Genomic DNA, 14196 nt, shown 5'->3' with positions numbered 1-14196 from the left:
ATATTAATTAAACTACGCCTTGATCCTGCTGCTGACAAGATTGTTCGCATACGATCACACTAATCGCTAAAAAACTCTCGCGTTAAAATTCAGCCCGAGAGCGGCTATCATAGAGGGAGTATTTTTCCGTCGGAGTGTCCATGGAGTTAAGACAAGAAGCTTTCCACCTGCTACGTCAGCTTTTTCAACAGCATACCGCCCAGTGGCAGCACGCATTGCCCGAACTGACAAAGCCACAGTATGCGGTGATGCGGTCAATTGCTGAAAATCCTGGCATTGAGCAGGTTGCCCTGACTGAAGTCGCGGTGAGCACCAAAGCGACGCTGGCAGAAATGCTGAGCCGCATGGAAGCACGCGGCCTGGTCAGGCGCGAGCACGATCCGGCGGACAAGCGCCGTCGGTTTGTCTTTCTGACGGCCGAAGGTGAGGCCCTGCTTGAGAGCAGTAAACCGATTGGAAATGAGGTGGATGAGGCGTTTTTAGGGCGCCTTAACGGCGCGGAACGAGAGCAATTTTCAGCGCTCATTAAAAAGATGATGCAGGATTAAGTAACCCTGACGCGCATAAAATCAATAAATGTTCGCACTTTCGCGGGCACATGCCGGGCATCAGGATAAACGGCATAGATGCCCTGCTGAGCGAACGTGTACGCCGGTAACAGCGAGACCAGTTCCCCTGCATCCAGTGCGTTTCGCACCAGCCACTCCGGCAGCAGCGCCACTCCACATCCCGCGAGGGTAAAAGCCATCAGCGCCTGGGCGCTGTCTGCATACAGGCGCGGCGCTTTCTTGATCTCAAAGGAAACCGGCTGCCCATCAACGCCTCTCACCTGCCAGCGCAGCGGCGACGTTAAACGCTCATGAATGATCCAGTCCGCTTCCGCCAGCTGCTCCAGCGAGTTAACCGGATGGTTTGCCAGCCAGCCTGGCGTTGCCACGGGCAGGATGGTGAAGAAGGTCATCAACGCGGCGTGGTAGCGCGAATCTGCAAGCGTGCCGAGCCGGATAGCGACATCGAAGCGCTCGGCGATAAGATCGGCATGCAAAGAGGACGAGACATGCCGCACGCGAAGGTCCGGGTGCAACTGGCTAAATTCAGCCAGCAAAGGCACCACCACCTGCGAGCCATATTCGGGCGTGGTGGTGATCCGCAGTTCTCCCGTCAGCCCGGCGTGGTTGGCGCGAACATCATCCTGCAATCGCTCTGCATCCCGTAACAGCATCACGCTTCGTTGATGAAAGAGCTTCCCCGCCTCGGTAAGCGTCAGGCGTCGGGTGGTTCGCAGCAACAGGGTGACGCCCAGCTCCTCTTCAAGCTGACGAATATGAAAGCTGACCACCGCTTTTGTCAGCCCCATCGCCTCCGCTGCGGCGGTGAAACTGCCGGTGTCCGCTACGGCGATAAACATCGCCGTACGCTGTAAATTAAGCATCGCTTGCCTGGTTAACTGTCAAAATAATGTTGACAGTATATCGTGCTTTGTCGCGTTTATCCGTAACGCGCGGGCCGATACGATACGCCACCTCACCGGAGGAACTTCCATGACGTATCGCAGCAAAATCGCCGTCGTCTTTCTGCTCGGCTTTTTCCTTGATTTGATAAACATGTTTATTGCCAGTATCGCCTTTCCGGCGATGGCTCGTGCTTTCAATACCACACCTTCCGCGCTTGCCTGGGTAAGTAACGGATACATTGCCGGGCTGACGCTAGTCATCCCTTTCAGCAGTATCCTGACGCGCCGCGTCGGGCCGAAGCGCGTTATCCTGCTCTCACTGCTTCTCTTTAGCGCGGCCTCCGTTGCGGCGGGTCTCTCATCTTCGCTGGAAAGTCTGATTGCCTGGCGAGTCGTACAGGGCGCCGGAGGGGGGTTACTGATCCCGGTTGGTCAGGCGCTGACCTGGCAACAATTTAAGCCTCATGAGCGGGCCAGACTCTCCTCGGCGGTGATGCTGGTCGCACTGCTTGCCCCCGCGTGCTCACCGGCTGTGGGCGGTATGCTGGTTCAGACATTCAGCTGGCGCTGGATATTTTTTGCCACCCTGCCCGTCGCCATTGTCACCTTTGCTTTGGCCTGCGCGTGGCTTAAAACAGAACCGTCGCCGATAAACACCACCAGGACAGTAAACCTGTCTTTGCTGACGGATCCGCTGTTGCGCTTATCCATGCTTATCTATGTGTGCGTACCCGGCATCTTTATCGGCGTGAACGTAACGGGCATGTATTACCTCCAGAGCGAGGCCAATATGACGCCCGCCGCAACGGGCATGCTTATGCTGCCGTGGTCTGTGGCTTCGTTTGTGGCTATCACCGCGACAGGACGCTATTTCAACCGTATCGGCCCCCGGCCGCTGGTGGTCATCGGTTGCCTTTTGCAGGCGACGGGCATTCTGCTTTTAGTTAACGTCGGCCCGGCAATGCTGCTACCTGCCGTTGCGTTTGCGCTGATGGGCGCGGGGGGAAGCCTTTGCAGCAGTACGGCTCAGAGCAGCGCGTTTTTGACGATGCGACCGGAAGATATGCCCGATGCCAGCGCGCTATGGAATCTGAATCGTCAGTTGAGCTTTTTTGCGGGCGCTCTGCTGCTGGCGCAGGCGCTGAGCTTCATGCAGGATTATCTCGCGCCGCTGGTCGCCTGGCACGGGATGTTTGTTTTTGCCGCAGTCATCACCCTACTGCCCGTACTGTACGTCTACCGTCTTAACAACACGCAGTTACTTGCGCAACTGCAACAGGAGCAACCATGACCCATTTCGAACAAGAGATCCTCGACATTCACGTCGCCCTTGAAAACTGGTTAGGTGCAGGCGAAGGCGATCGGGACGCCCTGCTCGCCCGTTTCCGTCCGGATTTTCTGATGGTTCCACCGAGTGGCAACCCTTTAGATCATCACGCGCTTGCCCAATTTTTATATGCGCAGCGGGGAACCCGACCGGGGCTCAGGATCGACATTGATGCGTTAACAACGCTTCAGACATGGGACAACGGCGCAGTGCTCCATTACCGGGAAACGCAAACCCGGCCAGGCCAGCCCGTCAACGTGCGCTGGTCAACCGCAGTGCTTAATCAGGAAGGGGATAACATCACCTGGCGTTTGCTGCACGAAACGGCGCAGCCGTAAGACATAAAAAAGGCCCGTCTCACGACGGGCCTTTTCTGACGAATGGTTGCTTACTCGCGGAACAGCGCTTCGATATTCAGACCTTGCCCTTGCAGGATTTCACGCAGGCGACGTAGTCCTTCAACCTGAATCTGACGAACACGTTCACGGGTCAGGCCAATCTCACGACCGACGTCTTCCAGTGTCGCAGCTTCATACCCCAGTAAACCGAAACGACGTGCCAGCACTTCACGCTGTTTGGCGTTCAGTTCGAACAACCATTTGACGATGCTCTGTTTCATGTCATCGTCCTGCGTGGTGTCTTCCGGGCCGTTGTCTTTTTCATCGGCCAGGATGTCCAGCAGCGCTTTTTCGGAGTCGCCACCCAGCGGGGTGTCAACCGAGGTAATGCGCTCGTTGAGACGCAGCATACGGCTTACGTCATCAACCGGTTTGTCGAGTTGCTCTGCAATCTCTTCCGCACTTGGCTCGTGGTCCAGTTTATGGGACAACTCGCGCGCGGTACGCAGATAAACATTCAACTCTTTGACGATGTGGATCGGCAGTCGGATCGTACGGGTCTGGTTCATAATAGCCCGTTCGATGGTCTGACGAATCCACCAGGTCGCGTAGGTTGAGAAACGGAACCCGCGTTCCGGGTCAAACTTCTCAACTGCGCGGATGAGACCTAAGTTGCCCTCTTCAATCAGATCCAGCAGAGCCAGACCACGATTGCCGTAACGGCGGGCAATTTTCACGACCAGTCGCAGGTTACTTTCGATCATGCGACGACGCGAGGCAACATCACCACGCAAAGCACGACGTGCGAAATAGACTTCTTCTTCGGCCGTTAGCAGTGGGGAGTAACCAATCTCCCCAAGGTAAAGCTGAGTCGCGTCCAGCACACGCTGTGTGGCACCCTGCGATAACAGCTCTTCTTCAGCCAAATCGTTATCACTGGGTTCCTCTTCTACTAAGGCTTTTTCGTCAAAAGCCTCTGCTCCGTTCTCATCAAATTCCGCGTCTTCATTTAAATCATGAACTTTCAGCGTATTCTGACTCATAAGGTGGCTCCTACCCGTGATCCCTGGACGAGACACCCTGGCTGGCATGTCCCATCAATTTATCGCTGCGGTAAATATTGCAGCGGGTTTACGGATTTCCCCTTGTAACGAATTTCAAAATGCAAGCGTGTAGAACTGGTTCCGGTGCTACCCATGGTAGCGATTTTTTGCCCCGCCTTAACTTCTTGTTGTTCCCGGACCAGCATACTGTCGTTATGGGCGTAGGCACTCAGGTAATCATCATTATGTTTGATGATAATAAGATTACCGTAACCGCGCAGTGCGTTACCGGCATAGACAACGCGCCCGTCTGCGGTCGCGATGATTGCCTGTCCTTTACTGCCTGCGATATCGATCCCTTTGTTGCCCCCCTCAGAGGTAGCGAAGTTCTCGATAATCTTGCCGTCAGTTGGCCAGCGCCAGGTGGTGATTGACGAGCTGGCATTCTGACTGCTTGCAGTCGGTACAGTAGAGCTAACCACAGGTGCCGTAGTCGGTGCTGTGACAACAGTCGCAGTACCTTTATTATTCGGCAACATTTTGTTAGCACTCTGATCACCTGAATCCTCAGAATACGTAATTACAGGTTGTGAAGCAACCACCGTGGTGGTTTTTTGTGCAGGGGTGACGCTGTTATTTTGCGCAGTTACGTCGGCCGCTGAAACGGTGTTGCCTGGCGTAAGCGGTGTCCCCGTCGCGTTGCCAACCTGAAGCGTTTGCCCGACTTCCAGACCATACGGGGCCTGGACGTTGTTTCGCTGTGCCAGATCGCGGAAATCGTTCCCGGTGATCCAGGCAATATAGAACAGCGTATCGCCGCGCTTCACGGTATAGGTGCTGCCGCCGGTATAGCTACCTTTCGGAATGTTCCCATACTTACGGTTATACACTATGCGGCCATTTTCGGTCTGAACAGGCTGATCCACTGGCTGAATCTGCGAAGGCTGCGTAACTGGACGCTGAACCGGCTGGATCTGCGGAGTTTGCTGCGCCGTGGACGTGCCCATTTTAGGCGGAGGGGTAATCAACATTCCGCTGGACGTGTTACCCGAGCCGCTGGTTCCATTGACGGAACTGACGGGCGCAGGTGCATTGTCAGAACTTGTACAGCCTGCCAGCCAGAGCGAAACCAGTGATAATGCCGCAACACGGCTGATGGTGAATTTTGGGCTTCCCGCGCTCATTTATCCCCCAGGAATGTGTTAACTACCAGTGACTTAAAAATAACCGTGATGGCACGAACCTATCGCGCCACACCATACGCTGAATTTGCCTCAATAACCCTGGAAAAATCCGAGTCTCAGGCCAGCTCGCCCTTAACCAGAGGCACAAAGCGCACGGCTTCCACGGTATCGATAATAAACTCGCCGCCGCGTCGACGAACGCGCTTTAAAAGCTGCTGCTCATCGCCGACGGGCAAAACTAGAATGCCGCCCTCGTCCAGCTGCGAGAGAAGTGCAGCGGGAATTTCAGGTGGCGCGGCCGTGACTATTATGGCGTCAAACGGGGCGCGAGCCTGCCAACCCTGCCATCCATCGCCGTGGCGTGTCGATACATTATGTAAATCAAGCTGTTTCAGGCGACGGCGCGCCTGCCACTGCAAGCCTTTAATCCGTTCCACGGAACAGACATGGTGCACAAGGTGGGCCAAGATCGCGGTCTGATACCCTGAACCGGTGCCAATTTCCAGCACCCGGGAGTCTGGCGTTAACTCCAGAAGCTCCGTCATACGCGCCACCATGTAAGGCTGCGAAATCGTCTGGCCTTGCCCGATGGGCAGCGCCACGTTTTCCCACGCTTTGTGTTCAAACGCCTCATCTACAAACTTCTCACGGGGAACCTGGGCAAGCGCATCCAGCACCTGCTCGTTGGCGATCCCCTGTACGCGTAATTGTTCCAGAAGAGTTTGTACACGTTTACTTACCATTGCGCGTTCACTCCGACCCGATCTAACCAGTCCGACACCACATCATGCGCGCTATAAGCGGTTAAATCTACGTGCAACGGCGTAACGGAAACGTAACCCTCATCCACCGCAGCGAAGTCGGTGTCTGGCCCGGCATCGCATTTATCTCCCGGCGGGCCGATCCAGTACAGGGTATTGCCGCGCGGATCCTGCTGGGGAATAACCTGATCGGCCGGATGGCGACTGCCGCAGCGCGTCACGCGGATCCCTTTAATCTCGTCCAGCGGGAGATCCGGCACGTTAATATTGAGGATACGTCCGGTACGCAGCGGCTCGCGGCCAAGCGCACGGAGAATAGAGCAGGTTACCGCGGCGGCAGTGTCATAGTGGGTGTGGCCGTTTAACGAGACCGCCAGCGCCGGGAACCCCAGGTGACGCCCCTCCATCGCCGCGGCCACGGTGCCGGAGTAAATCACATCATCGCCAAGATTCGGCCCGGCATTGATGCCGGAGACCACAACATCCGGCCGCGGGCGCATCAGCGCATTTACGCCCAGAAACACGCAATCGGTCGGCGTCCCCATCTGGACGGCAATATCGCCATTCTCAAAGGTAAAGGTGCGAAGTGAAGACTCCAGCGTCAATGAGTTAGACGCGCCACTGCGGTTACGATCGGGAGCCACGACCTGCACATCCGCAAATTCGCGGAGGTGTTTCGCCAGCGTCTGAATACCTGGCGCATGGATCCCGTCATCGTTACTCAGCAATATTCGCATAATCACCCGACGTGTTGATAAGTTCCCTGACAACACTGGTGGCAAAGCTACCTGCCGGCAGCCAGAAGCGTAACTCGACGGTTACGTCATCCCACCAGTTCCAGCTCAGCTGTTGCGGGTAGAGGAGCATCGCACGGCGCGCCGCCTCGACTTTTTCCCGCACCAGCAATGATTGTAATTCTGGCGCATCCGCCACCGCTGACTGCTCAGCGGCCAGCGCCTCGCCCTGGGTTCCCCAGTCGCCTGAGCCCGGCAAGGCGGCGGTAATCATCAGCGCTTTAGCGTCCACGCGCGACTGGGCATCGGCCATCTCATCGGCCGTTGCCACAAACCAGCTTCCGCGTCCCGCTAATTGTAGCGCATCGCCGACAACAACTTGATTCGCGTCCGGTTTTTTCAGCCGTTCGCTCACAATCTGATTAAACAACGCACTGCGGGCTGCCGACAACCAAAAACTGCGTTTATTCCTGTCGCGCACCGGCGCGCTGCTTTGCGCCCAGCGCAGCGCGCCCAGCAGGTTGCTGCCACCAATGCCAAAGCGCTGTGCGCCAAAATAGTTTGGCACGCCGCGTTCGGTAATGGCCTTAAGGCGTTTTTCAACGTCATCGCGGTCGGTCACTTCACGCAGCACCAGCGTGAAATTGTTGCCTTTCAACGCTCCCGGACGCAATTTGCGTTTGTGGCGGGCATACTCCAGTACCTTACAGCCCTCAAGCTCAAATTTGCTTAAATCGGGCATGGCATTGCCGGGCACGCGGGCGCAAAGCCACTGTTCGGTCACGGCATGCTTATCCTTTTGACCGGCAAAGCTCACCTCGCGGGCGTGAATTTTGAGGAATTTTGCCAGCGCGTCCGCCACGAAGCGGGTGTTGCAGCCGTTTTTCAGAATGCGCACCAGGATGTGCTCACCTTCGCCGTCCGGCTCAAAACCCAGATCTTCCACCACCACGAAATCTTCAGGGTTGGCTTTCAGCAGACCCTTGCCCTGCGGTTTACCGTGCAGATACGTCAGGTTGTCGAAATCCGTCATTTGACCGCCTTCACCAGCAGCGCCACGGCTTCACAGGCAATGCCTTCGCCACGACCGGTAAAGCCCAGCTTCTCCGTGGTGGTCGCTTTGACGTTGACGTCGTCCATATGGCAGCCCAGATCTTCAGCGATAAACACGCGCATCTGAGGGATGTGCGGCAGCATCTTCGGTGCCTGAGCAATGATCGTCACATCAACGTTGCCGAGGGTGTAGCCTTTGGCCTGAATACGACGCCAGGCTTCGCGCAGCAGTTCGCGGCTGTCTGCGCCTTTAAAAGCAGGATCGGTGTCCGGGAACAGTTTGCCAATGTCGCCCAACGCGGCGGCACCCAGCAGCGCGTCGGTCAGCGCATGCAGCGCCACGTCGCCATCAGAATGCGCCAGCAGACCTTTTTCGTAAGGAATGCGCACGCCGCCAATGATAATTGGGCCAACGCCGCCAAAGGCGTGTACATCAAAACCGTGTCCAATACGCATTATGCCTTCTCCTGAGGGGTCGTACGGGTAAGATAAAATTCCGCGAGCTGTAAGTCTTCCGGGCGCGTCACTTTTATATTATCAGCGCGCCCTTCAACAAGCGTTGGGTGGAAACCGCAATACTCCAGTGCCGAGGCTTCGTCCGTAATGGTCGCACCTTCTTTAAGCGCACGCGTTAAGCAGTCGTGGAGTAATTGGAGGGGAAAAAATTGTGGCGTCAGCGCGTGCCATAAATCCACGCGCTCGACGGTGTGGGCAATCGCCGGTTTACCCGGTTCGGCACGCTTCATGGTGTCACGCACCGGGGCGGCCAGAATGCCGCCCACGTTACTGGTTTCACTCAGGGCCAGCAGACGTGACAGATCGTCGTGATGCAGACAGGGACGCGCGGCATCGTGCACCAGCACCCACTGAGCGTTCCCGGCAGCCTGAATGCCCGCCAGAACAGAGTCGGCCCGCTCGGCGCCGCCGTCAACAACGGTAATCTGGGGATGATGTGCCAGCGGGAGCTGCGCAAAACGCGCATCGCCGGGGCTGATGGCAATAACCACGCGTTTCACCCGGGCATGCGCCAGCAGCGCTGCCACGGCGTGCTCGAGGATCGTTTTATCACCAATTGAGAGGTACTGCTTGGGACACTCTGTCTGCATGCGCCGGCCAAAACCTGCGGCCGGCACCACGGCACAGACGTCCGAAAAAGTTGCTGCCATGTCGTAATCCTGGGCCTGATTATCGATTGTTTTGTGCGGAGCCCTGATTGCGTTTAGACGCATCCGGAACCAGGCGATAAAACGTTTCGCCCGGCTTAGTCATACTGAGTTCATTGCGTGCGCGCTCCTCAATCGCCTCCTGGCCGCCATTGAGGTCATCAATTTCAGCAAAAAGTTGATCGTTACGCGCTTTAAGTTTGGCGTTTGTAGCCTGCTGTGCCGCGACGTCATCGCTCACCCGGCTGTAGTCGTGCAGTCCGTTTTTGCCGAACCACAGCGAATATTGCAGCCAGACCAGCAAAGCCAGCAACAGCAGCGTTAGTTTACCCATCCTGCCCCCTGAAAAAACGGCATCATCATCCCATAACTTTCCGCTGGACTCTACTGCGGGGTTTTAATTATGCCGTAAGTTAGCCCATCAGCCATAAAAACAGCAGGCCAAAGATGACCACAACGGTGGCGATAGTGATGAGCGTACTATACAGGAGCTTGCCGTTGAAAAGGGAGTGCAGCGCCACGCCCACAACCACCGCAACGGGCATCAGCGCCAGAAAGAAAGGCCAGGTATAGAGGAAGAAAAAGAGGGTGTTACCACCGTAGATCAAAAACGGGATACCCAGCGCCAGTAACCACGACACGAAGCCGACTATCGCCCCAGGGAAGGACCAGGTCGTCTCGTCGTCGGTCGTTAACGGTTCCGACCCGGTGGTAATCATGTAGTTTTCACTGTTGCGCATAGCTAATCCTGTGACCGTGACTCATCGCTCGGGAAGACAGCTCCCGAACGATACCGTCTCAGGATCTGATAATATCGTCCCGTCTGAGCAGGTCTAATAATTGGCTTACTAAATTTGTTACCAATTGTTGGCCTTCCAGATGAATCTCAGGGGATTCAGGCGCTTCGTAAACCGAGTCAATGCCGGTGAAGTTTCGCAGCTCTCCCGCGCGGGCTTTTTTGTACAGCCCTTTTGGATCGCGCGCTTCGCAGATTGCCAGCGGGGTATCCACAAACACTTCAATAAAGCGATTCTGCCCCACGCGCTCACGCACCATCTGACGTTCGGCGCGGTGCGGTGAGATAAACGCCGTTAGCACCACCAGCCCGGCATCCGCCATCAGGCTGGCGACTTCCCCTACCCGACGAATGTTCTCTTTACGGTCTTCATCGCTGAACCCTAAATCGCTGCACAGGCCGTGACGCACGTTGTCGCCGTCCAGCAGGTAGGTGCTCACCCCCTGCTGATGCAGCGCCTCTTCCAGTGCGCCTGCCACCGTGGATTTACCGGAGCCAGACAGCCCGGTAAACCACAGCACAACCCCACGGTGACCGTGGAGCTGTTCGCGCTGGGCGACGGTGACCGGATGAGGATGCCAGACGACGTTCTCATCATGGGCGGCCATCACTTGCCTCCCAGCAGATCGCGTGCGCCCCAGTGCGGGAAGTGCTTACGCACCAGCGCGTTCAGTTCCAGCTCGAAGGCGCTGAACTCAGACGTCACGCTCGCCTGTGCGTCAGGCTCGCGGACCATGCCGGCACCGACGGTGACGTTGGTCAGGCGGTCAATGAAGATCAGCCCGCCCGTCACCGGATTCTGCTGATACGGATCCAGCACCAGCGGCTCGTCGAAGGTCATATCCACCAGACCGATGCCGTTCAGCGGCAGCTCGCTCACGTCACGGTGGGTCAGGTTGTTGATGTCCACCTGGAACTGAATGCCGTCCACGCGGGCGCGGGTTTTCTTGCCGGCGATTTTAATGTCATAGCTCTGGCCTGCGGTCAGCGGCTGTTCGGCCATCCACACTACATCCACGGATGCGCCCTGCACCGCCGCCAGCGTTTCCTGAGCGTCGACCAGCAGGTCGCCGCGGCTGATATCAATTTCGTCTTTCAGTACCAGGGTTACCGCTTCACCTGCCCCGGCTTCGTCCAGATCGCCATCAAAGGTGACGATACGGGCGATGGTCGATTCCACGCCGGATGGCAGCACCTTGACGCGCTGACCCACCTTCACGGAGCCTGAAGCGAGAGTACCGGAGAAGCCGCGGAAATCGAGGTTCGGACGGTTCACGTACTGCACCGGGAAGCGCATCGGCTGGGTATCGACCACGCGCTGAATTTCAACGGTTTCCAGCACTTCCAGCAGCGTCGGGCCGCTGTACCACGGCATGTTCGCGCTCTGAGAGGCGACGTTATCCCCTTCCAGCGCCGACAGCGGCACAAAGCGAATATCGAGGTTGCCCGGCAGCTGTTCAGCAAAGGTCAGGTAGCTCTGGCGGATCTCGTCGAAACGCGCTTCGCTGTAGTCCACCAGATCCATTTTGTTTACTGCCACCACCAGGTGTTTGATCCCCAGCAGCGTAGAGATAAAGCTGTGACGACGAGTCTGATCCAGCACACCTTTACGGGCGTCGATCAGCAGGATCGCCAGGTCACAGGTGGACGCGCCGGTCGCCATGTTACGGGTGTACTGCTCGTGCCCCGGGGTATCGGCGATAATAAATTTGCGCTTTTCGGTAGAGAAGTAGCGATAGGCGACATCAATGGTAATGCCCTGCTCGCGCTCCGCCTGCAAGCCGTCCACCAGCAGCGCCAGGTCGAGTTTTTCGCCCTGGGTGCCGTGGCGTTTGCTGTCATTGTGCAGGGAAGAGAGCTGATCTTCGTAGATCTGGCGCGTGTCGTGCAGCAGACGACCAATCAGGGTACTTTTCCCGTCATCCACGCTGCCGCAGGTCAGGAAACGTAGCAGGCTTTTGTACTGTTGGGCGTGCAGATAAGCTTCTACGCCGCCTTCATCGGCAATTTGTTGGGCAATAGTCGTATTCATGGCGGCTCCTTAGAAATAACCCTGACGTTTCTTCAGCTCCATGGAGCCTGCCTGGTCGCGGTCAATCACGCGGCCCTGTCGCTCACTGGTGGTCGACACCAGCATCTCCTCGATGATCTCCGGCAGCGTCTGCGCACTGGATTCCACCGCGCCGGTCAACGGCCAGCAGCCGAGAGTACGGAAACGGACCATCTGTTTTTTGATCACTTCGCCCGGCTGTAAATCAATGCGATCGTCGTCGATCATCATCAACATGCCGTCGCGCTCCAGCACCGGGCGCTCGGCCGCCAGATACAGCGGAACGATCTCAATATTTTCCAGATAGATGTACTGCCAGATATCCAGCTCGGTCCAGTTAGAGAGCGGGAAGACGCGAATGCTTTCGCCCTTGTTGATCTGGCCGTTGTAGTTGTGCCACAGCTCCGGACGCTGGTTTTTCGGGTCCCAGCGGTGGAAGCGGTCGCGGAAAGAGTAGATACGCTCTTTGGCGCGGGATTTCTCTTCGTCACGTCGCGCGCCGCCGAAGGCCGCATCAAAACCGTATTTATTCAGCGCCTGCTTCAGCCCTTCGGTTTTCATGATGTCGGTATGCTTGGCGCTGCCGTGCACGAACGGGTTGATGCCCATCGCCACCCCTTCCGGGTTTTTGTGCACCAGCAGCTCGCAGCCGTAGGCTTTGGCGGTACGGTCACGAAACTCGTACATCTCGCGGAATTTCCAGCCGGTATCCACGTGTAACAGCGGGAACGGCAGCGTACCCGGATAAAACGCTTTACGCGCCAGGTGCAGCATGACGCTGGAATCTTTACCGATGGAGTACATCATCACCGGGTTAGAAAACTCGGCGGCCACTTCGCGGATAATGTGGATACTTTCCGCTTCGAGCTGCCGCAGGTGAGTAAGTCGTTTTTGGTCCATAACCGTTCCTTAAGCCAAATTTATAACAGAAGCGCCAAAGCCTTCTGTGTCGGTTGTGTGTTGGAACCAGGCGAGCGTGCTGTGCAGCTGCACCACTTCTCCCACCACGATCAGGGCGGGCATTGGGGCGTCTTTCGCCAGGGTTGCAAGGTCTTGTAAGGTGCCGATGGCGACATGCTGATCGACGCGTGTCCCGCGGGAGATCACCGCTACCGGCGTCGTCGCATCGCGACCGTGCTGAATAAGCTGTTCGCTGATGTCAGCCGCTTTCATCGTGCCCATATAAATCGCCAGCGTTTGTCGGCTCTGGGCGAGATGCGACCAGTCAAACGGCGTGCTGTCGGCTTTATAGTGCCCGGTCACAAAGGTCACGCTCTGGGCGTAATCGCGATGGGTCAGCGGAATACCGGCGTAGGCCGTGACGGCAGACGCCGCCGTAATGCCGGGAACCACCTGGAACGGGACGCCCGCTTCGGCTGCCGCCTGCAACTCCTCGCCACCACGACCGAAGATAAACGGGTCGCCCCCTTTCAGGCGCACCACGGTCTTGCCCGCTTTCGCGGCGGCAATCAGCATCTGGTTGGTGTCGTGCTGGGGCACGGAGTGCTCGCCGGCACGTTTGCCGACGCAAATTTGCTCCGCGTCACGGCGGATCAGCTCGCGAATACCGTCGGTGACCAGGTGGTCATAGAACACGACATCCGCATCCTGAAGAACCTGGAGGCCACGCAGCGTGAGCAGCCCGGCATCGCCCGGCCCGGCGCCCACCAGAATGATCTCCCCGCCCGTACTGCCGGGGTTATCCAGTTCGTCTTCGAGAATTTGTTGCGCCGCCGTCTCGTTACCGGCCTGCATCAGGCTGGCAAAGCGGCCGCGAAACACACGCTCCCAGAAGCGACGGCGTTCCGTCACGCTGGTCAGACGCGTTTTCAAATGGTTGCGCCAGTAGCTGGCCTTCTCCGCCATGCGTCCGAGGCTGGTCGGCAGCAGCGCTTCGATTTTTTCTCTCAGCACGCGCGCCAGCACCGGGGCGGTGCCGCCGGAGGAGATCGCCACCAGCAGCGGCGAGCGGTCGACAATCGACGGGAAGATAAATGAACATAACGGCTGGTCGTCTACCACGTTCACCAGACGGTGACGGGCCTGAGCTGCGTCGGAGATGCGGCGGTTGAGCGCCCGATCTTCGGTTGCCGCAATCACCAGCACCACGCTGTCGATCTTAGACTCTTCAAAATCCGCCTCTGCAACGATCTGCACCTGCGCCCCGGCGCGTTGCAGGAAGGCGATTTTGCGATCGGCAATTTCACCCGTCCCGACAACCAGTACCGGTCGGTCTTTTAAGGCAGCAAAAAGGGGGAGATAGTCCACAGGCAACAACTCACTAACAACCACGA

General features: G+C 57.3%; 18 protein-coding genes. 4 read left to right on the top strand and 14 right to left on the bottom strand.

The genetic code is table 11. The features are described from left to right. Positions 1 to 140 precede the first annotated feature (140 nt). Entirely contained in the window at positions 141 to 548 is a 408-nt protein-coding gene (locus tag SK54_RS06835) for a MarR family winged helix-turn-helix transcriptional regulator (RefSeq protein ID WP_015571704.1), read from the top strand. On the opposite strand, the gene SK54_RS06830 is transcribed toward SK54_RS06835, so the two are convergent. After that, positions 545 to 1432, bottom strand: coding sequence for a LysR family transcriptional regulator (locus tag SK54_RS06830; protein WP_039269915.1), 888 nt, complete (start codon positions 1430 to 1432; stop codon positions 545 to 547). The two genes, SK54_RS06835 and SK54_RS06830, sit on opposite strands and share 4 nt — an antisense overlap. Positions 1433 to 1541: 109 nt before the next feature. Here SK54_RS06830 and SK54_RS06825 point away from each other — a divergent pair, with 109 nt between their 5' ends. Both SK54_RS06825 and SK54_RS06820 read left to right on the top strand, forming a co-directional pair. After that, positions 1542 to 2744, top strand: coding sequence for an MFS transporter (locus SK54_RS06825; RefSeq protein ID WP_039269912.1), 1203 nt, complete (start codon positions 1542 to 1544; stop codon positions 2742 to 2744). After that, positions 2741 to 3118, top strand: coding sequence for a DUF4440 domain-containing protein (locus SK54_RS06820; protein ID WP_015571707.1), 378 nt, complete (start codon positions 2741 to 2743; stop codon positions 3116 to 3118). Before SK54_RS06825 ends, SK54_RS06820 begins: the two co-directional genes overlap by 4 nt. A gap of 50 nt (positions 3119 to 3168) precedes the next feature. Here the strand turns inward: SK54_RS06820 and rpoS are convergent, their stop codons facing one another. Together rpoS and nlpD are read right to left on the bottom strand one after the other, a co-directional pair. After that, positions 3169 to 4161 carry an RNA polymerase sigma factor RpoS gene (gene rpoS / locus SK54_RS06815; protein WP_013098493.1) on the bottom strand — a complete coding sequence of 331 codons (993 nt, stop codon included), beginning with the start codon at positions 4159 to 4161 and terminating at the stop codon, positions 3169 to 3171. 59 nt (positions 4162 to 4220) lie between these two features. Continuing rightward, positions 4221 to 5294, bottom strand: coding sequence for a murein hydrolase activator NlpD (nlpD, locus tag SK54_RS06810; protein WP_225986322.1), 1074 nt, complete (start codon positions 5292 to 5294; stop codon positions 4221 to 4223). Between nlpD and SK54_RS22730 the strand changes: the two genes are divergently transcribed. Further along, positions 5227 to 5367, top strand: coding sequence for a peptidase (locus SK54_RS22730; protein ID WP_223230135.1), 141 nt, complete (start codon positions 5227 to 5229; stop codon positions 5365 to 5367). The genes nlpD and SK54_RS22730 overlap by 68 nt on opposite strands. Before the next feature lie 94 nt (positions 5368 to 5461). Here the strand turns inward: SK54_RS22730 and SK54_RS06805 are convergent, their stop codons facing one another. From SK54_RS06805 to cysG, 11 genes are all read right to left on the bottom strand, one after another. Further along, positions 5462 to 6088, bottom strand: a complete 627-nt coding sequence (locus SK54_RS06805; protein WP_048246953.1) for a protein-L-isoaspartate(D-aspartate) O-methyltransferase — start codon at positions 6086 to 6088, stop codon at positions 5462 to 5464. Next, on the bottom strand, positions 6082 to 6843 hold the full coding sequence (gene surE, locus SK54_RS06800; RefSeq protein ID WP_017382816.1) for a 5'/3'-nucleotidase SurE: 762 nt from the start codon (positions 6841 to 6843) through the stop codon (positions 6082 to 6084). Before surE ends, SK54_RS06805 begins: the two co-directional genes overlap by 7 nt. Further along, positions 6824 to 7873, bottom strand: a complete 1050-nt coding sequence (gene truD / locus SK54_RS06795; protein ID WP_048246950.1) for a tRNA pseudouridine(13) synthase TruD — start codon at positions 7871 to 7873, stop codon at positions 6824 to 6826. Before truD ends, surE begins: the two co-directional genes overlap by 20 nt. Continuing rightward, positions 7870 to 8349: a 2-C-methyl-D-erythritol 2,4-cyclodiphosphate synthase gene (gene ispF, locus SK54_RS06790; RefSeq protein WP_015571711.1), complete on the bottom strand. Its 480-nt coding sequence runs from the start codon at positions 8347 to 8349 to the stop codon at positions 7870 to 7872. Before ispF ends, truD begins: the two co-directional genes overlap by 4 nt. Further along, positions 8349 to 9059: a 2-C-methyl-D-erythritol 4-phosphate cytidylyltransferase gene (gene ispD, locus SK54_RS06785; RefSeq protein WP_048246949.1), complete on the bottom strand. Its 711-nt coding sequence runs from the start codon at positions 9057 to 9059 to the stop codon at positions 8349 to 8351. Before ispD ends, ispF begins: the two co-directional genes overlap by 1 nt. A 19-nt stretch (positions 9060 to 9078) precedes the next feature. After that, the gene (gene ftsB / locus SK54_RS06780) at positions 9079 to 9390 is read right to left on the bottom strand and encodes a cell division protein FtsB (protein WP_003862095.1); all 312 of its coding nucleotides are present in this window, start codon (positions 9388 to 9390) and stop codon (positions 9079 to 9081) included. A gap of 79 nt (positions 9391 to 9469) precedes the next feature. Beyond that, complete coding sequence (locus SK54_RS06775; protein WP_006811767.1) at positions 9470 to 9796, bottom strand: DUF3561 family protein; 327 nt, start codon at positions 9794 to 9796, stop codon at positions 9470 to 9472. Positions 9797 to 9854: 58 nt separating this feature from the next. Then, complete coding sequence (cysC, locus tag SK54_RS06770; RefSeq protein ID WP_015571713.1) at positions 9855 to 10460, bottom strand: adenylyl-sulfate kinase; 606 nt, start codon at positions 10458 to 10460, stop codon at positions 9855 to 9857. After that, positions 10460 to 11884 (bottom strand): sulfate adenylyltransferase subunit CysN, encoded by a 1425-nt coding sequence (gene cysN, locus SK54_RS06765; protein WP_015571714.1) that lies wholly within the window; start codon positions 11882 to 11884, stop codon positions 10460 to 10462. The genes cysC and cysN overlap by 1 nt, the downstream gene beginning before the upstream one ends. A gap of 9 nt (positions 11885 to 11893) precedes the next feature. After that, positions 11894 to 12802 (bottom strand): sulfate adenylyltransferase subunit CysD, encoded by a 909-nt coding sequence (gene cysD, locus SK54_RS06760; protein ID WP_006811770.1) that lies wholly within the window; start codon positions 12800 to 12802, stop codon positions 11894 to 11896. Positions 12803 to 12811: 9 nt separating this feature from the next. Next, positions 12812 to 14170: a siroheme synthase CysG gene (gene cysG / locus SK54_RS06755; protein WP_048246946.1), complete on the bottom strand. Its 1359-nt coding sequence runs from the start codon at positions 14168 to 14170 to the stop codon at positions 12812 to 12814. Positions 14171 to 14196 lie beyond the last annotated feature (26 nt).

The organism is Enterobacter sp. MGH120 (assembly GCF_001037725.1).
Taxonomy (GTDB): domain Bacteria; phylum Pseudomonadota; class Gammaproteobacteria; order Enterobacterales; family Enterobacteriaceae; genus Enterobacter; species Enterobacter hormaechei_C.
Note: the sequence above shows the minus strand (reverse complement) of the source record. Positions and strands in the feature narration are given on the sequence as shown.